Below are 24,872 nucleotides of genomic sequence, written 5' to 3' on the forward strand. Positions count from 1 at the left end.
CGATTTCACTCACCAAAGCTTTCTTGCAAAAAACGAATGACCTTTCTGTGGTGCTCTTCACTGGTTTCATGCCCAGAGAAGGGATAATCGTAGATGATCTTAGAGCAATTGAGCCGGTTATAAGCGGCATATATCGTTTCTGGCATACAGACAGTGTCCTTCCAACCGACCGACATCAGCACAGGCGCCTGAATACGATGAGCGAGGTTCACAATGTCAAAATAGGCCAATGATTCTAAAGCCTTTCCCAACTTATCCGGATGGCGCTTCAAGTAAGTCGCTATCTCTGAGAGGGAACCTGTGGAATGAAGTATGCCATAATCTAAATGGCACAGATTCGGAATGTCGGCAACGACAGCCGTGACTTGAGGGCTGAGCGCTCCAGCGAGCAGCGCCATCCCGCCGCCTTGGCTTGCGCCAACGGCAGCTATTCGGCTAACATCGATTTCAGGCTGCTGACAGGCGGCTTTCACAGCTCTAACTACATCCAGCGCAAGCGCCAAATAATAGCTGCGTTCCTTGCTCAGCAGGTTCTGTGTTACCCAGCCCTTCGAAGAGCCGGCATCATCTTGAAGGAGATTGCCCGTTTCCCCAGCTTGTCCTCTGGCATCAACGGCGAGAACGGCATATCCGAGCAGCAGCCAAACGGCATAACGCTCTGGAAGGCCTCTGTCTCCGCCATAACCTGGGAACATCACGACACAAGGCGGTTTCTGGTTCCCGCTCGGTTTATCAGGGACGAGAAACCACGCGTTAATTGGCGTACCGTCATGGCCGAGATAAGTCAGCTTATCCATCCGCACCGAAGAAAAAAGCGGGGATTGCTGCTCCCTTCTGACTGATAACGGCTGCTGAGCTGCTGCTTCGAGCGTGTTGTTCCAAAAGGTATCGATGCTGTTCCTATCCAGTGTTGGTGCTGGAGCGTATTGCTCCAGTTCTCTTTTGCGTTTCGTGAAAGCATTCATATCGTGACATCCTCTCCAGATCGCCAGATTTCCTCTTTATGTTACCTCTCTTGAATTATAATGCATATAGGTGGGATAAGGCATAATTGTGTTAAGACGAGCACAAAGGATACCCGCGCCAAATAAGGGAACATCGGTTGCCGCGATTGGAGCCGTGCAGTCTCATTGGACGAAATCAATGAAAACACCAACGACGTACCTAAATTGCACAGATCGTTGGATGAATTACAATGAAACGTGTGTAAAAGCACCACTAACCGCCTTTACGTTGGATACCATCCAATGAGGATTAAACGGACATACGAACTCGTAAACTTGCATCCCCTACTGACGCGCCCCACCAATCCCCCCACAAACTACACGCACCTAGACCATCCTATATTGCACTTTGTGCAACAAAAAGGCTGCTTGCGCGCACCTTGTCCACTCTATGCTGCACTTTGTGCAACAATTTCGCTAGAAAGGACAACTCCAGAGGCCACTCTAGGTGAAATGATTGTACTTTATGCAATGAGAGTAAGGTTTGTGCTGTTTATGCCCTTTCTATGTTGCACTTTGTGCAACATAGAACAGTGCTCGACAGGTTTCGAGGTAGAAACGCCCCTTCTATAACTCCTCCCCCGTCACTACAAGCCTCGTTGGACGAATTCCAATGAAACTGCAATTTAAGGAGCTATATCGGTACGATTATGGGCACAACCTATATCAAACAAAAAAATGCCCCAGCGGCATCAACCCTCCGCTGGGACAGCACTTTCACTCGGAATCCTTGGATTCATCCTCGTTCTCAATCACATCAAGTTGCTTTGCCGGTGCTTCTTTGCTCGGCGCATCGAACACTGGCGGCTTCACCTCAGGCAGCACAGGCCGACTCTGCCCATACAGCTGCACGAAGATTTCTTCAATCTCGTCTCCGGTCAGATCCCCACGCTTCAGCAGCTCCTCTGCAATGGTATGAACGAACCCGTCATATTCCCGAACGAGCTTCTTCACTTCCAACATCTGATCTTTCAGCAGTTCATTAATCTTAGGCCGTAGTGCCTTCAAACCTTCAGCCTGGGAGCCGATAGCGAGAAAACTGAACAGTTCATCGCCCATCCCAACCATGCCCAAGTATGATCCTGCCAGCAACGTTGCCTGCTGGAGATCCGAGGTTACACCGTTTAATTTCTTGTTCAGGAATTCCTCTTCCACAGCACGAGCGGCCAGACAGACTTGGATTTCCGCCAAAATCTCGCTGTCGCTTCGGTTATAACGCTCATGCGTCGGTTTGGTGGCTGCGAGTCCGAGCGCACCGCCCCGGCGAATAATCGTCACCTTCCACACGCGTTCATGCGGCTTGAGCAGGAACTGCGCCACCGCATGGCCCGCCTCGTGGTAAGCCACATTCCGCTTCTCATCGTCTCTCATCGAGCGAAGCGGTTGTTTGAGTCCCCACTCATAGGTCTCCATCGCAGCTCGGAAGTCTTCGTAACTAGCCAGTTGAGCACCGCGCTGATGCGCGATGACTACGGCTTCGTTAACGATGTGCTTGATTTGCGCCGGGCTGTACCCGATGGAATCGAGTCCTGCCGCTTCTGGAGTGAGTGTAGCGTCCTTTTTCACTTTTTTCAAATAGTACTGGAAGATGTCTACCCGTCCGTCATAGTCGGGAACATCCACCCATAGCTGCCGGTCGAAACGACCTGGACGGAGTAAAGCAGAGTCAAGCACATCAGGCAAATTCGTTGCCGCGACGGTCAGTACCGCTGGACGCTCCGCCTTTTTGCGGCGCAGCCCCAACGAACGAAGCATCTTGGCAATTTTGGATGTGTCGATATTCGGCGGGTCCATCTGCAAGAGGAGCTCATTGAGCAGGCCGGAGCCTCCGCCCATGCCCATCATCCCCATCATCCCTGCGCCTGCGCCTCCTTGACGACTCATGCCGATCGCATCGATCTCGTCAATGAAGATAATACAGGCTCCGTATACTCTCGCGAGCTTCCGCGCCTTCCGGAAGATACCCATGACTTTCAGGTTACCTACACCGAAGAACATGTTCTGAAAGCTCGGAGCTGAAGCGTAAGCGAAAGGTACTTGCGCTTCGTTGGCAATAACTTGAGCTAAGTAAGATTTCCCAGTGCCGGGAGGTCCGCACAGCAACAATCCTCGGATTGCCTCCCCGCCCATCTCCTTGAACTCCTTGACCCCTTTGAGCAGGGTCACAATTCGCTTCGCATTCTCAACAATTTCGGGATTCCCCCGATAATCGTCCCAGGTTGCGCCGGTCTCGCCAGGCAGTATCCAGTAGGTGCGTCCCCTGGCAAGAAACCAGAAGAGTGCTACGAACTGGATGATCATGAATAGTACTGCGAATAACAACTGGAATAACAAGCTGGCGATGGTTAACGCGGCATTCCAATAGGTCGGCCCTCCTACGAACAAAATTAAACCGATAATAACGAGGGCTGCTAGCCAGAGGATGAATTTTCGCCACCTAATCCACTGATATCTCCTCATGGCATCACTTCCTTTCCTGGGACCAACTTAAAGAAGGCCCGCTAGTTATTTATTGGAAAATTCTTTTAATATCCAATAAATATTTGAGAATGACAGCGACCCCACAGATGAAATAGAAGATCACAAGAATCCAACCTGTGGGATCGATTGAAACCAAATTTACAAGCACATTCAAAGGTAAAACATAATAGAGGACATCTTTTAAGTAACCTAATACGAATGTAACATCGAAAGCTCCTTCCCAGAACATTTTGAAGAAGGAAATCAGAAAATGGATGATCATTAATCCAAATATGGCCCATAATGTATAAATCATCCAGCCCGCAACTGTTAATATCACTTTTCACCACCACCTTCCTACATCGTATGCTAGGAATACTGACAGGTGAAAATGATGTGAGATTCAGTTCGCAACTAGATTAAAACCAATATATTCTATTTATTTCATATTAAGACCGAGTGCGGTTCAAAATCAAGCATAATGTTAAGAGCTACCCATTTATGGTTACACGGATGCAAGAATTGGAAATTTGACATGGGAATGACAGCAAATGCGGTTATGCTTTTACAACAACAAAAAGCAAAAGCGCCTGCTTCATGAGCTAGGTTCTTTTGCCTTCTGCGCTAAAGCGTTCAATTTTAAGAGCAACCTCTACGGTTACTTTTGCCTCTGGGAACAATTGTACCCAGTCTTTTATCTTTTTCCACTGGTAAAAATGCTGCCGATGAACAGCTTCTCCAAAACCGAAGACGTCCGTTCTATAAACGCTTTGGACCTATCCCCTAAGTGAAGCAACCTATTTTTAGTATTCGTCGGCGTGGTCATTTTATACAGATTTCCATGCATTGTTGTGAATACTGAAAAAAGGTATTTATATTCCGTTTCATGTCAACCAAATAAAGGATTAGGTCATTCAGTATGGCTGCCATCAACGGTTCGGATTAATCCGAACAATTTCACTCGAAAAATGATGCGTTTTTCATATAAATGACATCGATTTTCTCATGTAATGGACCGTCTAGTTCCGTTCTTTCCTTTAGTTCCAACCACTCTGGATCTTCCAAAAAGGCTTGGAAGTTTCGTTCACGGGCTGCCGCGTCCGAATGTTCAAGGACATAATACAACCGCTCCTTAGACTCGTCAGCGTCTACCCAGAAATTCGTTACCTTCATATTATGTTTAGCAAAAATACTTATCGTACCATCCCGAAACCGATTCAATATGGCTTCCATGCGCCCGGGAGTTACATCGTATATCCGCAGCTCGTATAGCATAAACGCCATCCTCCTTTTGAATTTCAGTATTTGTCCTGATTCAGAAGATTATTTACAGCTTACCACTGACCTGCATTTTGACCGCCATCGACATGAAGAATCTCACCGGTCACGAATTGTGCTGATTCCAGATATAGAATGGCGTCAACAATATCCTGAACCTCGCCCATTCGGCCCACTGGGTGCAATTGAGCTAAATATTCATGTGTCTCAACCGCATGCATCGGCGTTTTCGTAACCCCTGGTGCGACAGCATTTACGCGGATCCCCTTGTCCGCATACTCAATCGCCAGCGATTTTGTTGCCGCGTTCAGGCCTCCTTTGCCAAGCGCAGTAAGTACAGATGGCACGGCTTTAATGGGCTGGTCAGCAGCTCCGCTTGCCGTAATATTCACGATGTGACCGGAACCTGCTTTCAGCATCTCGGACACCGCCCTTTGGGTAACATGGTAGAATCCTTTCACATTGGTCGATAGGACCGATTCAAATTCGGCTTCAGTAATCTCCGTGAATGGCTTTGCAATAAAAATACCTGCATTATTAACTAATGTGTCGATGCGTCCAAAGCGTGAAAGTGTCTCGCTGATTAAACGTTGAGCCGTTTGGGGATCTGAAATGTCACCTGCAACATATCCGATCTGTGCACCTGTTGGATCGATCTCTCTTGCAGCCTCTGCTAATTCATGTTCGCGGCGGCCATTGATAACTACTTTAGCCCCTCTTTTAACTAGCTCTATGGCTGCTGCTTTCCCAATACCGCTGCTTCCACCTGTGATGACTACGACTTTATTTTGAAAATTCATTTGTATAATCTCCTTTTTGTATACCTATTAAAAGGTAGGTTTTTTGTTTAAAAAAATGTGATTTGCTGATCTACTCATTCATCATATACGAACTTGGTTATCCTGTATAATACAGAATCGAGATATTCAGTATCTCGATTTCGTATATCTAGATTGAGAGTCCCTTATGCAAGGGGATCACTACTTAAGAAACTGGTTTCAGCTGTTTTCGGTCAGCACGGCCAATGCCCAGCGGGAAGCTCAGCGCACCCAAGAGAACAATGAGTGCAGCTCCAATTAAAGCTGTGAGATAGCTGCCATTTCCCGAGATCAGATGACCCGCAATAAGCGGTCCAATGATTTGCCCCAAGCCAAAGAAGGTGGTCAGCAAACCAATCGTTTTTCGGTTATTGTGCGGATACAAATCCTTGGCAAAAGAAACGGTCAGCATCGTAATCCCCATAAACGTTGCCCCGAACAGGAAGGCGCCTACGAATACGGCGGCTGAAGAATGAATAAGAACTGGAATCGCGATGCTAATGGATTGTAAAAGCATAGAGACGGTAAGCGTCCACTTTTTGCCCCACCGAGAGGCAAGCATCGACCATACGATGCACGAAGGAGCCGCGGCGATACCAACCAATATCCAACTTAACGACGCGATATTCGGAAGGTTTGAGACCGTCTTCGCGTACGCAACAAGATAGGTCCCGGTAACAATGTAGCCCAAGCCTTCTAACCCATAGGCAATCATCAACCAGATCAAAATCCGACGACGAACGCCCGAAGCTTGCTGGTTACTTGGCGGTATTGCCGCATTCGTACCAGACTGCTTGTCCCGCAACAAATACCAGGCTGCCAGACCAATGATCAGACTGATCAGACCCAATCCCTTCCATACGTCGATCCAATCCCCGCTCTTGGCCAGTAGCGGAACTGAAAATCCGGTCAGAAGAATGCCCGCTCCTACCCCGCCATAAAATATACCAGCTTGCTTTGAAGTTATACGCTCCATGACCATGCTGGAGGCGATCACGAACACAACCGCGCTGGCTAGGCCGGACAAAAATCGAAGCAAGAGCCAGATCTCAAGACTGTGGAACTCCCCCATCCCCCAGGTCGTTACTATACTGCCGATTAACCCGGCAAGCAGGAGTCTGGATCGGTTATTCACTTGAACTAGGGTCAGGATAAACGCTCCGATCAAATACCCCAAATAATTGCCTGAAGCCAGATAACCCGCACCGGCTGGAGAGAAGAGATGGTTATCCATCATCATCGGCAGGATCGGTGTAAAAGCGAATCTTCCGATTCCCATAGCTACCATCAACGCCCCAATGCCTCCGAGCAGAACAATAACCGTGTTTCTTTTCATACGCGTTCCTCCCTTGATTATTTTTGGACGGCCTACTCATGATACTTTGATTGTTGTCCTCCTGCATAATACAGAATGATGATGTTATTTATCGTGAATTCAGATAGCTAAAATTAGAAAAACCGTCAGGGAACTTCCCTGACGGTGCTTGTATTCATGTCTGTGGGGGGGAATGGCGCCATCCTAGAAAATACGCTGCTTCCAACCCAGCAGTTTAGCAATAGACTCCACATAATAGTAGTCGCCGTAAATAAGCGACACGTTCACGTTCTGCCCAGCCGGTTTGTTTCCGGTGCCTTCCAGCAAAATAGCCTGATGCTCCGGCTGATCCCACGTACCGTACTTCTGCGTCAGCGACAGCAGCATGCGCTCCGCGGCGCGGCGGTATACATTGCCTTCGATGGCCGGCAAGAACTCCGCCAGTTCAATCAACCCGGATGCGGCGCAAGTAGCCGCCGATGTGTCCCTAGGCTCACCCTCCAGCGATTCCGCAGCACGGAAATCCCAATGCGCCACGTTGTCCTCCGGCAGGCACGCCAGGAAATAGTTCGCTACACGCTGCGCCGCACGCAAGTAACGCACTTCTCCCGTGAAACGGTAGACGTTCGCCAGACCATGCAGCGCCCATGCGGCTCCGCGGCTCCAAGCGGACAGCGGTCCAGCACCCTGACCGCCTAATGATTCAATGAGCTCGCCGGTCTTCGGATCGAAGCTCAGGATATGATTCACCGATCCGTCTTCGCGGACAAATTTGTCAACGACGGTATCCGCATGTGCTCTGCCGATTTGCTCGAAGCGCGGATCGCCAGTCATTTCCGCTGCCCAGAACAGAATGGACAGGTTCATCGTGGAGTCGACAATGGCCCAGCCAATTTTCTCCTGATTCCATGCACGAAGGAAGCTGCCGGCCAGATTAAATCGGCCAGCTAAGAAATTAGCTGCCTGCAGTCCGCGGCGCAATCCATCGCTGTCACCTGTCAATTTATGCTTAATGACGGCTGTAGGCAAATATTGAAAACCAACATCGTGATGAAAGTTGTTGGTCCGTACGCTGGCTTGCTCCAGCTTTTCATCCCATTTCCAAGCGGCTTCCTTATAATGCTCTTTACCTGTCATATCATAAAGAATCCAAAGAATGCCCGGCCAGAAACCTGATGTCCACCAATCAATTCGCATGTCATCGTAGAGTCCATCTTCTTTGGCTACATGAGGAGACTTCTCTCCAAGCTGCTCGATCATCCGATCAACTTTCACCTGCAGCGCTTCCCAGACCTGGGGCATGATTTCTTCAAATTTCTGAGCACTAGTCCATGTTGCTGTTTGATTCACACTCATCGTAATGACCTCCTATTCATGATTTGAACCCTTTATTACAACTACCTTAGTAACGGTAGGCATTCCCTCACAAGCTGCACTGATGACAGATGTATACTGACGCTCATTACGGCTGCTATCTGACTTCGACACCAGAGATGATGCCGGGCCTCCTGCACTCACAAAATCCGTCACCGTAATGCCAGCCGGAAAACCGCCAAACGGATCCACATAAATACCTGCCCGCCCTGACGCAAGTTGTGTAAGCCTCGAACCGCGGATCGTGCCGAGGTTATCCAGCAGCTTCCCGTCACCAGCTAGTCCAAAACGCACAAAAGCCGCCGCATCTGGACAAAATACACCTGCCGCATCATACGCGAGTACTTCTGCGTATACACGCCCGTCTTCCAACGTTTCTGTCGTCAGCTCCAGCTGTACCGGCTCTCCCCAAGACTCTGTTTGATAACGGAAGCTCAGCTCGTCGCTCACAACAACACCGTTACGAACCGCTTCCGCGCGCAAATGGTTCTCTCCTGCACGCAGTTCCGTCTCCCAACGCAAGCCTGCGCACGGGAAATCTTGCGAGTCGCGGCGCTTCACGCCAAGGCTTTCGCCATTGAGGAACAGTTCCACTTCCTCAGCATTAGAATACATTTTGATCATCTTCCGCTCACCTTGAGCCCCCCAGCGAACCGGCATGGAATGACCATATAAGCGCACCATCGGTTTCTCAGACCAATAGGATTGGAAAACATAATAAGCTTCTTTCGGCGTCAGATCCCGTTCGACGATCCCTTTCATATTCAAATAAGGAATTGGCGAATCCGGCCGCACTGGCGTGGAGAAATCCTTAAACGACCACTGCGCTGCTCCCGTCAACCAGCTCATATTCTCTTGCGATTTCAAGTACCAATCGATCATTTCACAGAAATAGGTCTCTGACCAATCGCCGTCACGAGACACGCGTGGTTCGCCGCCAGTCAACAAGTAGTCCCCATCGCGCTCGTCAGTTGCACCTTCGGTTTGCTTCATAAATGTGAAGCCCGTATAGGTTTCCTCGACATGCCGCGTCGGCAAATTATCTGCGCCCCATTCCATGTGGAAGAAAGAATCCACATTCTCGAAGGCAGCTTTACTGCTCGACTCATAGTCTGTATAGACACCGCGATACCAACCTGCCCAAATCGAAGGCGAATACACATCAATGATGTCCTTGCAAAATTCACAGCGGCGAATCGATGTTAATCGGCTAGGGTCCAGCTGATGAGAGAGCTCATGCAGTTCTTTCATGAATGCACGGATTTCCTGCTGATCGAAGTAATCAAAATCGCATTCCCAGTCGTTCTCATTCCCTAATCCCCATAGGATGACCGAGGGATGATTGTAATGCTGTTCAATCATCGCCGTGAGCATGTCGATACACTGCTCGCGATAAGCGGGTCCGCCAAGGCCCCCACGGCACCAAGGAATTTCTTCCCAGACGAGAAGCCCAAGCTCATCGCATAAGTCAAGCACGATTCGTGACTGTTGATAGTGGCCAAGGCGAATGAAATTAGCGCCCATGTCTTTGATCAACTGCATTTCTTCACGAATCAAATCCTCGCTCATCGCTGCTCCTACACCTGCATGATCCTCATGGCGATGCGTTCCGCGGAGCAGAAGACGTTCTCCATTGAGCTTAAATGGTCCCTGCTTTACAAATTCAAAACGACGAAAACCAAAGCGCTCTGTCACCACAGTTTCGCCATCTTCACAAACCAGCGCCACGGAGCAATCATATAAGTTCGGTTCTGTCACCGACCATAGATGTGGCCTAGGCACTTCCAAAGCAGCAAGCTCTTTCTCCCCCTGCCAAGCAGGTAAAGTGACTTCAGATTGGCCGATAACCACGCCATCCTGCTGCTTTACTGTGATTGTCAAAGTCACATTTGCGGCAATCGCTTCCGGGTTGTATAGCTTAGCACGCACTTTGACTTTCCCATTCTCCGCTTTTCCAGCCATCACCTCATCCAAATCAGTCTGCACATGCACACTGGACAATGAGATTTGCGGTACATAAACAAGGTTCAAATAGCGGTACACTCCGCCATACAGATTGAAATCGCTTGCATCAGAAGGAATGGTCTCTAGCTCCCTGCTGTTATCGCAGGCAATTGCAACCGGAACCTGTCCGGCGTAACGCTCTATTCCCTTAGCCCGCTGAGTGGCTTCCGTGATGTCAACCGTAAATTCATCGTAACCGCCAAGATGCGAATCTACCTTCTCGGTGTAAACATACACATCCGTTCGCTGTCCTGCACCTTCAAAATGCAGCAGTGTTCTTCCCTTCGGATACGGATTATCGACCGCAAGCCGGCTTCGGTACCAGCCTTGTCCTTGATAGTACTTGCTATCCGGGTCCATGACATCAAGCCCATTGTAAGTGTGGGGAAGCGTGACCGTTTCCCACGGCACGTTATAGTGGTTTTGCAGTTTATCTGCCCGCCAAACCTCCCAAGCACCGCCTAAGGATCCGCGATAATGCTCCCAATTTTCGTTTAACCTGCGCTTTTTCATGAACCAGTCGTTCCTCCTCTAGCTGCTCAATAACCTACCCTCATCGTACCAAAAAAAAAGCGAATAATGTTTAGCCCTCTTATGATAAAATGTTGTTAGATTACGATGAGGAGTTTTCGTTATGAAGCTAATGAACTATATGAATTTAAATGTTCATCCTGTGCAATTATCGTTTTTCAAAAATAGAACGCAAGAGTTCGAGGAAATCTTCCACGCCCACCAGGGGATGGAACTTCTCATCGTCCATGAAGGTAGAGGCATCGCCATAATTGAGCAACAAATCATTGAAATGACACCGGGGGCGATTTTTTGCTTTCGACCTTTTCAGCTGCATCGTCTTCGTATGTATAACCTTCCGCAGGAAAGTTATGTTCGCTCGCTTTTCGTTCTCGAACCCGCGGTCCTGGAGGCTGCTCTCGCTGCCTTTCCGTCGCTGCAAGAATTCTTACATAAACTGTGGAAAGATCCGTTATCTCCACAATCTTTCCATCGATCAGATCTTACGGAGCTCGAGCAATTATTCCGTCTTTATGCACCTAGGATTGAGGCTGCTATCAATCAAGGCACAGAAAGGCTGCTTGAAGAGCAGCTGCTTTTCCTAACTGCCTTTCTCCACCAAGTGCGCACAGGTTTTGAAACGACAGTTACCTCTCAGACAGACCTTACGCAAGTGCATCCGCGCAAAAGCTCAACAACGGCTGAGCGGATGCTTTCCTGGATTGAAGAGAATTATAGTAAGCCGTTCAAGCTGGAAGACCTCGCCCAAGCGGTTCATCTCACTCCGAACCATGTGTCTGCTACCTTCAGGCAATCGATCGGCAGTACAATTACCGAATATTTGACCGCCAGACGCATTCGTCAGGCATGTTGGCTGCTCAAAACAACCGACATGTCGGTTCAAGACATTGGGGAAGCCGTTGGGCTCGGCAATTTTTCATACTTTTGCCAACTATTCAAAAAACACGTCGGCTACACGCCATACACATTTAAAGGGATGCATCGTTATGAGGAGCTCACCTAATAAGTCAGGCATACAGGAGGACAGGCCATGAACAAAGAAGATCAGGTCATAAGTGGTTTCAGGGACGTTTTCAACAAGATGGTTTGGCTTAATAAGTTTAAAATGGAAGACAGCCTTAAGGGGTATACGTCGTCTGAGGTACATTGCATCGAATACATTGGAAGAAATGTAGATTCCAACGTGACGAAACTGGCGGAGTCTTTTTACATGACAAGCGGTGCCATAAGCAAACTAACTAAGAAACTCATTAATAAAGGCCTTATCAAAAGCTACCAGAAGCCGGATAACAAGAAAGAAATCTATTTTAGGCTTACTGAGCAAGGGAAAGTAATTGACAAAATCCATGAGGACCTGCACAGAGAGTTTCAAGAACGGGATAAAGCTGTATTCGAACAGGTAACCGAGAAGCAATTTGACGGTATGCTTCGTTTTTTGGAAACGTATAGCAGGCATTTGGATGCAGAAATAAAGAAGCAGGAGATAGATATGAAATCGGAATAGATTGGAATCATGTAAAAGGAAACCACCGGCAGCCGGGCTCTTATGAGAGCAGGCTGTCTTTTTGTTGCCCTATTTTTGTTGACAAGGAAGGAATATCGTGATATTTTTGTTTCCGAGGAAGCAAAATACCAACTACTAAGAGGAGAATGCAATTGTCAAGTTTAAGATCACACCATGAACAGAACACCGAACAAGCCGTAGATAAACACGCTTTAGTATTCGGTCTTATCTCTGTATTTCTTTGCGGAATAGGCTTCAGTATCATAGCACCTATCGTCCCATTCTTAGTCCAGCCATATATAAGTAGTCCAGGTGAACAAGCGATCGTTGTTACTCTGCTAACCTCTGTTTATGCACTCTGCGTGTTTTTTGCGGCCCCCGTACTTGGGGCTTTGAGCGACAAATATGGCCGTCGTCCATTGCTCTTCCTATGCTTTTTGGGGTCCGCAATCGGCTACTTCATTTTTGGGATAGGAGGAGCTCTATGGATTCTATTTGTTGGGCGCATCATTGAAGGGATAACTGGCGGCAGCATAAGCACGATCTTCGCTTATTTTGCAGACATCATTCCTCCAGAACAGAGAACCAAATACTTTGGTTGGGTGAGTGCGGTTGTAGGTGCAGGAACTATCATTGGCCCAACGCTAGGCGGATTACTTGCCAAGTTCAGTTATTCTGCCCCGATGTATTTTGGAGCTATAATCACTTTATTGAATGTTCTTTATGGATTCTTATACATGCCTGAAAGCCTTAGCAAGACTAATAGACTGAAAGATATTCCCTTGGCAAGGCTGAACCCTTTTACACAGCTTGCAAACATACTTTCTATGAAAAGCTTACAAAGACTGCTGATCTCAGCTTTCTTTCTTTGGATTCCCAACGGATCTTTACAGGCCGTTTTCTCCCAATTTACAATGGATACTTTCAGTTGGAAGCCTGCACTAATCGGACTTATGTTCTCAATTATGGGTTTCCAAGATATCCTTTCACAAGGTTTCATAATGCCCAAACTTTTGCTGAAGCTTAGTGATGCACAGATAGCCATTCTGGGAATGGTTTCGGAGATTATAGGCTACAGTCTTATTGCGTTATCTGCTTTGCTCTCATTCTATCCTCTTTTTATCGCTGGCATGTTTATATTTGGTTTTGGTGATTCGATCTTTGGGCCTTCATTCAATGGTATGCTTTCCAAGTCTGTCGATGCTAGTGAACAAGGCAGGATTCAGGGAGGCAGCCAATCGATCCAGGCTTTAGCAAGAATGATTGGACCCATCATTGGAGGTCAAATCTATGTATCGCTTGGTCATGCCGCCCCGGCTTTTATGGGTATGATCCTTATAACTGCAGCAGCGCTAGTTCTGTATAAGGGGACTAGGCAAAAGAGGAGCGTATAGACCAAACAACCTGCTCCGCGGTAAAATAAAAAGCTGTCACATACGTAGAAAATTCTACTAGGTGACAGCTTTCTTCTATATATATGGGTTTCACATGTCAAATTCATCCGGCACATAATCGATCCGGGACTGAGCCTTGATCAACAGTTGCTGTAATTGATCTTCGTACATAACCGGACCTTCTTTGACGTAGAACCAAATCTTACGAGTTGGCTGATCATCAAACTCCTGAAAGAGAAAAACATTAAGCTCATGTTTCCACTTAAGCAGTTCCTCGATAGCCGCGTTCTTAGGCGTGGAAATCGTGATACGCCAGCCCTCACCTTCTGGATGTACAGCATAACTTAGTGCCTCTGTTCCCGAGTGAATAAATGTACGGCCTCCGACGGCATGTTTAACAATGAGTACTTCTTTCATTACATACCTCCTTGGTTCCGTTATGGAAGGTCAATCAGCATCATAAATGCGTCTTTCTCTGCCTCAACAATCAGATGAGATTCGGACTCAATGCGAGCCGTATCCCCTTCTTTGAGCTGTTTCCCATTTACGGTAACTTGCCCTTCAATGACAAACATAAACACTCGACGCCCTTCTTCTTGCTCAAAAGGCAGCGACTTCCCTTGATCAATTCGACTCAAATAAAGCGTCACGTCCTGATTGATCATAGCCGCTTGCTCAGATCCCTCTGGTGTCACCACGGGTAACAGAGCATTACGCAATTGCTCAGAATCGTAGGGACGAGTTTCATACGTTGGGAACAGCCCCAGCTCACGCGGCTCAAACCAAAGCTGCAGAAATCGGGTTGGTTCTGTTTTGGAAGCATTAAATTCAGCATGTACGACCCCAGTGCCAGCGCTCATCCGCTGTACTTCTCCCGCAGAAGTTATCTCCGAATTGCCTAGATTATCCGAATGCTGAACAGCTCCTTCAAGCACAATCGTCACAATTTCCATATCGCTATGAGGATGAGCACCAAATCCTCTACCCGGCGCTACCACATCATCGTTACAAACACGCATTATCCCAAAGTCGGTATTATTCGGATCATAATATTCCCCGAACGAGAAACTTAATCGGCTTTGAAGCCATCCTAAATTGACTTGGTGACGGTTCTCTGCCGCATAAATCTGAATCATAGGAACCCCTCCGTTTCAAACTCCACCGACCTATTATTTACAAGAAAGAAACGCCTATACCTTATACTTGAACGCTTATAGCGCTGTAGATTGACCTTTTTTAAAAAGCGAGTCTATCGCAAGCTTATGGCTTCCGTTGAATAGCAGATATACAGCCATACCGATCAAAGCGAGATCAAGCTCATATCCTGCCATTTGGCCATTTCCAAGAAAACCGACAGCCAGCTTCACTTTGAATGTCGCTATGAGCAGGATAATTGCCAATATTGCGGACACAATACGTGTACCTAGTCCTAGAATCAGGGCAATCCCACCTACCAATTCGATCGTTGCCACTACATATGCCATGGATCCGGGAATGCCAATGCTTTCGAACCAACCTGCAATATTGCCGATTCCTCCTTGAAACTTTGCAACACCATGTGACAAAAAGATGATTCCGAGCACCACTCTTAATAACAATGCGCCCATTTGTTGATAACTCTTCACTTTATTGACTTCCCCTTCCAAAGCTAACTTTTTTAAAGTATTGAACTTTATGTTCGTATAATAACGTCATGCGCTTACTTTTGTCAAGCAACTAAATAAAACCACCCCCTAATGAATAGAAGAATGGTTTTTTATTTGCTTCGCTAGCTGCTCACTTTCTCGCAATGCTTCTTCCAGAGGTAACGCTAACGCTTTATTCGGATTGGAATGACCGATATGTTCTTTCCAAGCTGCACTTAACACTATCTGGCGCTGCAAAACGAGCTGAAAGAAAGGCGAACTCTCTGGTTGATCGACGAACGGTGGACGGACCTCACAGCTCATCTGAAACAAATGACGGAGCAGCGTTTCGGCGATTAACCAATGGCCGTCAGCGAGAGGATGAATCCCATCTCCAGATCGGTAGTCTGGATCGTTATGTCGTGCCTGTTCCCTCGCTTGCAGCAGCGGATCATAGATATTCACAACCTCCGCAGCGCTCCCGTCCAGTGAAAGCAGCCAACATGCATACGATCTAAGAACATCATTGTAATGTTCATATGGCGTCAAGTAGCTGTATGCTTTTACATCATAACCATCAGCCAGAAGAGTTTCTGGCCTAATAGCTGATGAATCAAATGGCGGAGGCGTCATAACGATAGCCTTGGCACCGCTTGAACAGACGAGTCGGATAGCTTCAAGCAGCCCATTTTGATAAGCTCGAAACCGTTCTTTGGAAAAAGGCGAATAGATCCCATCGTTCATCCCATAACCTAACACGACCCAATCGGGTTGACATGCCATTACTGCACGCTCGATCCGTTCATGGACACAAGGCCGCGGAAATGGATGATCTTCCTCTGTTAAACCCGAAGCTGTCTCACTAGGCACACCAAGGTTAATCAGTGTGAACTGCTGATCTGGGAAGCGCCGAAGCAGGCATGTTTCTAAATAGGCAATAAACGTTCCCTCAGCTGTTATGCTGTCCCCTAGGAAAAGGATTCTCTTTTCTTCAGTCATCTAAGATACCCCCGAGTTCGTATCACAAGCGGAAAATGAGGCTATCGAGCAGGTCATTCCTGACCCATCACGACAGCCCCATGCCATACCTTATTTTTTAATCGCTGCCGTATCGTAAGCTTTTTGGAGAATTTCAAGATATCTGCCGAGCTTCAGGTTGTCGAGACCTTTCACATAAGCGTCCCAATCTTTGTTCAAATCTTTGTTCCCTGTAATAAACTGGAGCGCGCTTTGCTCGATATAGTTCTTGATGTTCGTTTGAAGAATACTCGCTTCGTCCGTCAGCGCGGGATCAATCCAGATCGCCCACATCGGGAACAGTTCTTTCGGTTCATGCCCCTGGTACAGCAGCGTCGCATCATACAATCTCCGTTCGTAATTGGCGGAATCGTAAACATCCGTGCCTTGTACGATGCTGTCGCGATATTCTTGCGGTTGGTAGAAATGCCCCATGCCGCTCCATCCCGCGTTACGAGGCGGCTGCCCGTCAACCGCAGGAATCGTCGCGATTTGCGGCGTAACCCCTTTGCCCAGCGCTACTTCGCCTTCCTTCGGCTTTCTCCAATCAATGCCTTCCATACCGGATGCTGCATTCGTTTGGCCTTCCATGGTGAACATGTAATCGACCATTTTGATTAATGCAACCTGCGCTTCTTTGCTCGCTTTATTCGTGATGACGAATTTCGCACCTGGAATCAAGCCGCCTCCATCATGCGTGGACAGTGAACCGTGTGGCCCTGTAAGCGGCGGAACTGGGTTATAGTCAGCTGAGTTTTTATTGCCTTTATCAATATTAACGAAGATAGCTGGATGCATGCCTGCGCCTGCACCAAGAATTTGACCGGACCCGTTCTCTCCGATTTTCTTGAAAGCCTCGGCATTTTGAGTGAACGCACCGGGATCGATCAAACCTTCGTCGTATAAGGATTTAATATAAGTCAGGCCTTCTTTCCATTCCGGCTTATTAGCCACTGTATCCGCTTTCCCATTAACTAAGTTCAAATAATTGCGGTCGTCATCATAGATGAAACCGTTCATCAGGAATGGGATAACACGCACGCCGAAATCTTCGGTAGAACCGCTAAGAGGAACTTCATCGGCCTTGCCGTTGCCATTCGGGTCATTCTTTTTGAAGGCTTGGAGTACCTTTTTGAAATCCTCCGTCGTTTTCGGCACCTCAAGGTTCAACTTCTTCAACCAGCTTGTGTTGATCCACATTTTGTTCGGATAAGAGCAGTGGAAGCATTGCGTGTACGAGCCAAGACCATAAATTTTGCCGTCTGGTGCTGTAATAAAGCTTTTGAACGTTGCATCCTTCTCCATTGCCGCTTTAATTGTTGGAGCATATTGGTTAATTAAATCATTAAGCGGCAGCAAGACACCTTGTTTACCGAATTTCAAAAGATCCGCTTGTGAGAACTGATCGATATAAGCAGTTAACATATACGCTTCTGGATAATCGCCGCTTGCTAACGAGATTTGGCGCTTTTCTTTCGCACCGTCGTAGGGAATAACATCGAACTTAAACTTCGCATTAAATTTACTTTCCAAATGCTTCGTGAACAGGTTCGTGTTCAAATCAATATCGTTCGCCTGTTGAGCAAAAACGCTAATTTGTACAGGTTTGCTTGCTTGAGCGGCGCTCGGCGAGGCTGTATCTGTAGAAGGCTTCGACGATGGGGAAGGCGATGCCTCTTGTGTACTCGTACATGCGGCAAGAACCATACTGAACATTATGATAAAAATCAATGCGCTGACCGATCTTCTTTTCAATGAAATCCGCTCCCTTTACTGATTTGAAAAGCTAACTTATAGGTTCATCCTTAGCCTGTAAGTTGTCGTCGATCACCCCTTTCAATTCTTCAAAGCATCGCCTTATCCCTCTTTCTGCTAACCTTTAACAGATCCAACTAACATCCCTTGCACAAAATAACGCTGCACAAACGGGTAAATGATAAGCACCGGAATCGTTGCAACAACAATCAGCGAATATTTGAGGAGCTCCGCTAGCTGCTGTCTTTCAACCAATTTCAAAGCATCCGTCGCATTCGAACTGTTGTTCAGAATAATAATGCTGCGCAAAATGAGTTGAAGCGGGAACAGCTGAGCGGTTTTAAGATAAATAAGCGCATCAAAATAGGCATTCCACTGGCCCACTGCGTACATAAGGAATAAAACAGCGATAATCGGTTTGGACAACGGGATCACGACGCTCCACATAAATCGGAGGTCACTACAGCCGTCAATCTCACTTGAGTCAATGAGTTCATCGGGAATCGAGGTTTGAAAGAACGTTCGAGCGATGATGACCTGCCAGACCCAGATCGCATTGGGAATTAATAAAGCCCATCTCGTATCAATAAGTCCCATCTGCTTCACGACTAAATAAGTAGGAATTAGTCCGCCGGTAAATAACAGCGTGAATGTGACTAACATCATGAGGACGTTTCGTCCCTTGAATGTTTTGCGTGATAGCGGGTAAGCAATCATGATCGTAAGCGCTACCGATATCAGCGTGCCAACTGCTGTATAAAACAAGGAATTCGCATAACCCATAATGATTTTCGGATTATCCACGAGCTGCGCGTATCCTTTAAGAGAAAATTCCACTGGCCATAACCACACACGTCCCGACGTCACGGCCGCTGGTGAACTGAATGAGGAGCTAAAAATATAAATCAGCGGATACAAAACGATCACCAAGAGGAGACTCAGGATCACATAGACACTAATGACAAATATCCTATCGCCCGCTGACTCTCGGATCGTTGTTTTCACGGTATTCATTGCATGGTTCCTCCATTCTCACCAAATACTCGTATTCGAGAGCCGCTTCGCTATGCGATTAACGACTACGAGCAGCATTAAGTTGATACAGGAATTAAATAAGCCGACAGCCGTCGCAAAGCTATAGTTCGCGTTTAAGAGACCGATTTGATACACGTAAGTAGCAATGATTTCTGAATTTATTTTGTTCAGCGGGTTTTGCAGCAAATAAATTTTCTCGAATCCTAATGACATAACACTGCCAACATTCAATATAAAAATGATCGTGATCGTCGGCAGAATGCCCGGCAGATCAATATGGCGGATCTTCTGAAACCGTGATGCTCCGTCTACTTTGGCTGCTTCATAAAGCGAAGGATCGACACCAGCCAGCGCAGCCAGAAAGATAACAGCGGAATAACCGGCTGTCTGCCAAATATCCGACCAAACGTAGATCGAGCGAAACATCCCCGGTTGCCCGAGAAAATTGATGGCATCCATCCCCAGATAATTCATGGCCACATTCACGAAACCTAGCCGAGGAGCTAGAAACAGCATGATGATGGAAACCATGACAACGGTGGAAATAAAATACGGTGCAAATGAAACTAATTGCACAAACCGTTTAAACTTGCCATTACGTATTTCATTAAGCGCCAGCGCTAATAAAATAGGAATTGGGAAGCCGGCGAGAAGTAAATAGCCGCTAATGAGCAGCGTGTTTTTGATTAAAGTCCAGAAGAGCGGATTCTCAAAAAACAGCTCAAAATGCTTAAAGCCTACCCATGGGCTTCCCCAAATCCCCTTGGTCACGTTGTAATCCTTAAAGGCAAGGACGGCATTGAGCATTGGATAATATTTGAAAATAAGAAAAAACAAAGATGGTGGAATCACGATCAGATACAGCTGCCAATGTTTGATAAGACTCTTTTTCACATGCTCCCTCCTACAATCCGATAAAGTGTGATAGCGCTTTCTATATGGCTGATTATAGGTGGCTGCTACGGCTATCGTATAGGTACATTTGAGTCAAATTACGAACATAAAGCCCGAATAAAGCAGGCCATTTGCTTTAGCGAACGTCCATTTCGTCGGTTTTAGCCTGTACAGAGCATTAAAGGCAGTCCCATAAGGAATGGGTATGTGTGAATGAAAAGAAGCTAAGCGGTTTGTAACCGCTTAGCTCCTTTAGTTCTGGTATCTACTGTTGCTTTCTTAAGCAAAATGTGGGCAAGGGAAGGCCATCAGACCTCAAGGCTTGTAACGATGTTTCTCATCGCTACAGTTGGTATAAGCAGAGCTTCGACTGCACTTCGCAGCTTATAACGATGTTTTACATCGTTATAGCTGTCTCAGCAGGAGCTTGACCTCACTTTAACGATGTTTCTCATCGTTACAGCTCGTAAAAAGCGGAGCTTCGACTGCACTTCGCAGCTTATAACGATGTTTTACATCTTTAAAGCTGTCTCGGCAGGCGCTTGACCTCACTTTAACGATGTTTCTCATCGTTAAAGCTCGTAAAAAGCGGAGCTTCGACTGCACTAATGTACTTATAGGACAACCACTTCTTCATTCCTCGACAGATTGTCTGAACGAGCTTGGCGAAACGCCCATCACTCGCTTGAATGCCCGACGGAAAGAATGTGAACTGTTATAGCCGACATGCGAAGCAATTTCGTCGACGTTGTACTGGTTCCTTTTAAGAAGGCTCGCCGCGTGATCCATTCGTACTTTCTCGAGATGGTCGGATAAATTCGTCCCCGTCACCTCTTTATACAGCTGAGAGATGTATTTCTCTGGCCGCTCGACATGTTCCGCAATTCGGTATAAATTAAGATCTGGATCTGCATACCTGGCTGCGATAAATTCATTAATTTGTTTCACCGTTCGAGAGTGCGCATCATTCTTTTTACTCGTGATAAGGCCGCACATGTCCGCAATAATCTCATTTATTTCTCGGGAAATAAGTTCAATGGATTCACTCGTCACAATGGCTATGATGCGATTTTTGATTTTCTCGAACGTGTGGGATTCCATAATCGCCTTCTGGTCAAGCAGCTTGAGCAGCGTTCCTTTTAATTCCCCGATGAACTGGTGCTTCATCTCCATGGAAAGCTCGCGATTTTCCGTGTTTTGCTCGATCATCGACTTGACGATTCGCCCTGCTTCCTCTTCATCACCTGCTCTAATTGTGCTAATCAATCGCAGCTCCAAATCGATGGGATAATAGTACGTATTGCTCTCAATTCGTGTATCGCCTAACCATACGATTCCTTTTTTGTTCATATAGATAGCATTTTCTAATGCTTGCCTTGCTTGCTCATACGATCGACTAACCTCCATAACGGAGGTAAAAGGGTCGCTTAACCCAGCCGTTATCGTAATGCGATATTCACCAAAAGCAAGATCGACTAGCCTGTTCAAGAGCTGCTCGATATCATCTTTGCTAACTTCCTCCACAGCTTCTTGATCTCTAGATGTAAAGAGGAGAACCAATCGATCCGAACCCAAATCGGTCATATGAACAAGCACGCGACTTTCATCTTCCAGCAAAATTTGTTTCAGAATCAACCTGGCTGCGCTTAGTTCATTAAGAATTTCAACGCTTTCCATATCGGAGTACCCATTGATTTGCAAAATACCTGTGTATCCGGAATTGAAGCTGACACCGGTATCCGCCTGAGCAGCCGCAGACATGATCTCTTCCCTGGTTTGAAACTCGCCTGCAATTAAGCGCTTATAGAAAGCATCTCGAATCAATGGAAGCTGCCGTTTGAGCTCGGATTCTAAGTGCTTGCTGTTCATCAGAATATTCGAAATGTTGCCCTGTATGAAATCATATTCATTGCGCGCTAGCGCCGCTTCCTTGCCAAAGTGCTCTTTCATGACCTGAAGCAGCCTATTGATTGGAAGTGCATTACGGTACGAAAGCAAGTAGCCTACAAGAAGACCAATCAGCAGGGCAGCACCCGTCACCGACCAGGTGATGTATTTGATTTTATTCGCATTTTCCATTAAAACATGTCTTGGAATCCCCGTACTATAAACCCAGCCTGTTGATTTCGAACGAATTTTGATCACGAGATCATCTTTATAAAATTGGCTAACCGACTCTTTATTGAACTGCGGATCCGCAGAAAGCTGCTCAATCTCCGACTGGGTAATTCCCTGAGAACTAATGGTATGTCCTTGTGCGTCACTAATGTACATCCAACTGCCCGTTTCATTTCGCAAACCCGATAATACGCTGTTTATCGTTTTTTCATCAATAATCGTAACAACCGTAGCTGGTGAAGAGTCATTAAAACTGTCCAATGGAAGCGATTGCATGAACGTAATAACGGAAGTTTGTGCCCCACCAGTAATGAAAGGACTCAGCGGCATGATTTCACTGCTGTGCGTTTTTTCTAAAATGTTTTTTTTCCATTCATCTAATGAAAGATTGTTGTAGTGCGATGTCTGATAATAATGCTCCGGTCGAAAATAAGCATTCCCAGGCGTCACAAGTACGTTAACCTTGGTGAAATAAATAAAAAAGTGCTTCAAAAAGTCATTAGTCTGACTATAAGCCATAATATCCTTGGATATTTTCCAAATCCCATACACATTGGTTTTCTGATCTATTACGCTTTCATTCAAAAGTACGCTTAAATCTTGATTCAAAGCCAGCTGTCTGGTGAAGCTCTCCACCTCAGCCATTCTGCGCTCCAAAATTTCCTGACTCTTCTGCAGTTGCGTCACATTGTTTTCAATCGAAATAGACTGCGTGACAGCAATGGAGGTACGGTAAGACATATACCCCGCAATGCTTGGAATGATTAAAATAAGGATGTACGAAAAAAGAAACTTTCGAAACACGCCTGAGAACTTGGGCACTAGTAACCCCCCTTTCTATGATAGCGCTTACTCCCCAACTCATTATATAGAATTAGGGCATCATCGCCTAGGGTACAATTAGGCTGACTACCATACAAATTTCCATTTTAGAGCAAATATACGTAATTTTCGCTGAAACAAAAAACTCACTTCAACTGAAGTGAGCAAGTGTTTATCCCATTTATCAACGAATCAATCTAACGGTAACGTAACCTCGAACCGCGTCCCGTAGCCTTTACTAGAGGTTGCTGTTATTGTACCTTTATGATTTTCGATAATTCGATAACAAATCGATAAGCCCAATCCTATTCCATTCTCTTTGGTTGTAAAAAAGGGGTTCAGAATTTGATCCAATTCTTCCTTGGTCATGCCGATGCCGTTATCTTCAATGCTGATTTTAAAGCTATGATGATCAGGCGAGAGCTCTGCGCAGAGCTGAATGGTCCCATTTTTCCCAATCGATTCGATCGCATTCTGGAGAAGATTAATGAGGACCTGTTTAATTTGAGAAGGGTCAATCATCGCAACTGTTAAGGCGTTATCCGTTATCGCCGTGATTGAGGTGTTTTTTAAAATAGCCTGACTATCCATGAATCGTACGGTATCCTTTAGAAACTCTTGCATGTTCACGGCTTTTCGTTCCGGTGTGCTTGGCTTGGCCATAACGACAAAATCGGATACAAGCTGCTTCATACTTTGAAGCTCTGTTTCGATTAAATGAACGTAACTCCATAATTTGGTAGGATCGTTAGATTGCTTGCTCAGCTGAAAAAAACCAATGATGGCTGTAAGCGGATTCCTGATCTCGTGTGCTAACCCCGCCGCCAATTTGCCAATAGCCGAAAACTTCTCCGAATTAATCCACTGCCGCTCCAAGATCACACGATCTGTAATATCGCGAAACTGAGCGAAGGCACCCAGCAGTTCACCATGTTCGTTGAGAATGGGCAGCACATCAAAGAGACACACATTTTCTTGATCCAAGGAATAGCGAAAGGTAAGCTCGATATTTTCGCTTTGTTTGCGATATTTCAGAGCTTGATAAAAATAGCTGCCAAAATGTTCAAACGGGAATACCGGTGTGCCTGTCACACTTTTCCTGTTTCTTCCCGTAATTTTCTCCGCATAGGCATTAAATTCGGTTATGATCCCTCGTTCATCCGTCATAATGATCCCATTGCGCATATTGTTCACCACAAGCTGCTGGATCAGGCTCTGATTATGATTAGCGAGGCGCAGAGACAACTCACGCTCAATAGAATCTACCATATTAGCAAGCAGAGCTAGATAAGTAGGATGATGATGCTCGACTGACGTCATGATTGAGATGGCACCTGATAAGTTGTGGAAATTAGAGAAATGGAAGGGAACACAATAACAGGCGCTCTCCTCCAGCATCATATGATAATGCTCCTTACCGACGATCTGAATCGGTTTCTGCTCAAGTAGAGCAAGCGCTACCACATTGGTCCCCATAAATTCTTCATCACACTTGATGCCTTCTTGAATGCCCAACCTATTGATTGTCGATTTCATCGTCTCATCGCCATAATTATCTAGTATATAACCTGTATCATTCGTTACGACGATGAGATGAGGTGTCCCTGACAAGAAAGCTAATAATTTCTCTGCAAAATAATTAGTTACCACTAGAATCTTCCGATACTTATGCTTCTCTTCTTGCAGCTGTTTGGCCGTCAGCTTTAAACCTGGTACAGGTATTTTGGTGGGGTCCAAACCTTGCTGCAAGCACCTTTGGCGGGATTCTTCGATCCATAGTTCCATATGATTCTCCTCATTTTTGCTCATCATTCGGTACGATATCGACTCAGATCTTGATTTCAATCCTGTTTTAGTAAATTATACCATAGTCCTCTACCCAATAAATATAAAACCAATGTACTATATTGTGCTCTTTCTCTCT

21 protein-coding genes and 1 pseudogene are annotated in these 24,872 nt (G+C 46.3%); 3 read left to right on the plus strand and 19 right to left on the minus strand.

Annotation, left to right across the window (positions count from 1 at the left end):
• Window positions 1-5 precede the first annotated feature (5 nt).
• From AC58VC_RS04395 to AC58VC_RS04435, 9 genes and pseudogenes are all read right to left on the minus strand, one after another.
• Window positions 6-965 carry an acetylxylan esterase gene (locus tag AC58VC_RS04395; RefSeq protein ID WP_497367595.1) on the minus strand — a complete coding sequence of 320 codons (960 nt, stop codon included), beginning with the start codon at window positions 963-965 and terminating at the stop codon, window positions 6-8.
• Window positions 966-1,721: 756 nt separating this feature from the next.
• Window positions 1,722-3,464, minus strand: a complete 1,743-nt coding sequence (locus tag AC58VC_RS04400; RefSeq protein WP_497367596.1) for an AAA family ATPase — start codon at window positions 3,462-3,464, stop codon at window positions 1,722-1,724.
• Between the two features lie 49 nt (window positions 3,465-3,513).
• Complete coding sequence (locus tag AC58VC_RS04405; protein ID WP_161407345.1) at window positions 3,514-3,804, minus strand: hypothetical protein; 291 nt, start codon at window positions 3,802-3,804, stop codon at window positions 3,514-3,516.
• Window positions 3,805-4,066: 262 nt separating this feature from the next.
• Window positions 4,067-4,225, minus strand: a pseudogene (locus tag AC58VC_RS04410) (Ger(x)C family spore germination C-terminal domain-containing protein); the annotation flags it as partial.
• Between the two features lie 196 nt (window positions 4,226-4,421).
• The gene (locus AC58VC_RS04415; RefSeq protein ID WP_497367597.1) at window positions 4,422-4,739 is read right to left on the minus strand and encodes an NIPSNAP family protein; all 318 of its coding nucleotides are present in this window, start codon (window positions 4,737-4,739) and stop codon (window positions 4,422-4,424) included.
• Between the two features lie 59 nt (window positions 4,740-4,798).
• Window positions 4,799-5,542 carry an SDR family NAD(P)-dependent oxidoreductase gene (locus tag AC58VC_RS04420; RefSeq protein WP_497367598.1) on the minus strand — a complete coding sequence of 248 codons (744 nt, stop codon included), beginning with the start codon at window positions 5,540-5,542 and terminating at the stop codon, window positions 4,799-4,801.
• 184 nt (window positions 5,543-5,726) lie between these two features.
• Window positions 5,727-6,896 (minus strand): YbfB/YjiJ family MFS transporter, encoded by a 1,170-nt coding sequence (locus AC58VC_RS04425; protein WP_497367599.1) that lies wholly within the window; start codon window positions 6,894-6,896, stop codon window positions 5,727-5,729.
• Between the two features lie 183 nt (window positions 6,897-7,079).
• Complete coding sequence (locus tag AC58VC_RS04430; RefSeq protein WP_497367600.1) at window positions 7,080-8,231, minus strand: glycoside hydrolase family 88 protein; 1,152 nt, start codon at window positions 8,229-8,231, stop codon at window positions 7,080-7,082.
• 12 nt (window positions 8,232-8,243) lie between these two features.
• Complete coding sequence (locus AC58VC_RS04435) at window positions 8,244-10,766, minus strand: glycoside hydrolase family 2 TIM barrel-domain containing protein (RefSeq protein WP_497367601.1); 2,523 nt, start codon at window positions 10,764-10,766, stop codon at window positions 8,244-8,246.
• A gap of 121 nt (window positions 10,767-10,887) precedes the next feature.
• On the opposite strand from AC58VC_RS04435, the gene AC58VC_RS04440 reads away from it, so the two are divergent.
• The 3 genes from AC58VC_RS04440 (at window position 10,888) to AC58VC_RS04450 (ending at window position 13,682) form a co-directional block, all read left to right on the plus strand.
• A complete protein-coding gene (locus AC58VC_RS04440) occupies window positions 10,888-11,787 on the plus strand; it encodes a helix-turn-helix domain-containing protein (protein WP_497367602.1) in 900 nt (299 codons plus the stop codon).
• A 27-nt stretch (window positions 11,788-11,814) separates the two neighbouring features.
• Window positions 11,815-12,288 carry a MarR family transcriptional regulator gene (locus tag AC58VC_RS04445; protein WP_497367603.1) on the plus strand — a complete coding sequence of 158 codons (474 nt, stop codon included), beginning with the start codon at window positions 11,815-11,817 and terminating at the stop codon, window positions 12,286-12,288.
• Between the two features lie 152 nt (window positions 12,289-12,440).
• Complete coding sequence (locus AC58VC_RS04450; protein ID WP_497367604.1) at window positions 12,441-13,682, plus strand: MFS transporter; 1,242 nt, start codon at window positions 12,441-12,443, stop codon at window positions 13,680-13,682.
• Window positions 13,683-13,772: 90 nt separating this feature from the next.
• Here AC58VC_RS04450 and AC58VC_RS04455 read toward each other — a convergent pair whose 3' ends face one another.
• The 10 genes from AC58VC_RS04455 to AC58VC_RS04500 form a co-directional block, all read right to left on the minus strand.
• Window positions 13,773-14,099, minus strand: a complete 327-nt coding sequence (locus AC58VC_RS04455; protein WP_497367605.1) for a hypothetical protein — start codon at window positions 14,097-14,099, stop codon at window positions 13,773-13,775.
• Between the two features lie 20 nt (window positions 14,100-14,119).
• Window positions 14,120-14,818, minus strand: coding sequence for a pirin family protein (locus AC58VC_RS04460; protein ID WP_497367606.1), 699 nt, complete (start codon window positions 14,816-14,818; stop codon window positions 14,120-14,122).
• A 75-nt stretch (window positions 14,819-14,893) separates the two neighbouring features.
• A complete protein-coding gene (locus AC58VC_RS04465; RefSeq protein ID WP_497367607.1) occupies window positions 14,894-15,307 on the minus strand; it encodes a DoxX family protein in 414 nt (137 codons plus the stop codon).
• Between the two features lie 108 nt (window positions 15,308-15,415).
• Window positions 15,416-16,306, minus strand: coding sequence for an SGNH/GDSL hydrolase family protein (locus tag AC58VC_RS04470; RefSeq protein ID WP_497367608.1), 891 nt, complete (start codon window positions 16,304-16,306; stop codon window positions 15,416-15,418).
• A gap of 90 nt (window positions 16,307-16,396) precedes the next feature.
• Complete coding sequence (locus AC58VC_RS04475) at window positions 16,397-18,079, minus strand: extracellular solute-binding protein (protein WP_497367609.1); 1,683 nt, start codon at window positions 18,077-18,079, stop codon at window positions 16,397-16,399.
• A gap of 117 nt (window positions 18,080-18,196) precedes the next feature.
• Window positions 18,197-19,093, minus strand: a complete 897-nt coding sequence (locus AC58VC_RS04480; protein WP_497367610.1) for a carbohydrate ABC transporter permease — start codon at window positions 19,091-19,093, stop codon at window positions 18,197-18,199.
• 18 nt (window positions 19,094-19,111) lie between these two features.
• Window positions 19,112-20,008 (minus strand): ABC transporter permease, encoded by an 897-nt coding sequence (locus AC58VC_RS04485; protein ID WP_497367611.1) that lies wholly within the window; start codon window positions 20,006-20,008, stop codon window positions 19,112-19,114.
• A 438-nt stretch (window positions 20,009-20,446) separates the two neighbouring features.
• On the minus strand, window positions 20,447-20,578 hold the full coding sequence (locus AC58VC_RS04490; RefSeq protein WP_497367612.1) for a hypothetical protein: 132 nt from the start codon (window positions 20,576-20,578) through the stop codon (window positions 20,447-20,449).
• Between the two features lie 63 nt (window positions 20,579-20,641).
• Window positions 20,642-22,948, minus strand: coding sequence for a helix-turn-helix domain-containing protein (locus AC58VC_RS04495; protein WP_497367613.1), 2,307 nt, complete (start codon window positions 22,946-22,948; stop codon window positions 20,642-20,644).
• Between the two features lie 192 nt (window positions 22,949-23,140).
• Window positions 23,141-24,733 carry an ATP-binding protein gene (locus AC58VC_RS04500; protein ID WP_497367614.1) on the minus strand — a complete coding sequence of 531 codons (1,593 nt, stop codon included), beginning with the start codon at window positions 24,731-24,733 and terminating at the stop codon, window positions 23,141-23,143.
• Window positions 24,734-24,872: the final 139 nt, after the last annotated feature.

The sequence above is a fragment of the Paenibacillus sp. J22R67 genome, from assembly GCF_059692175.1.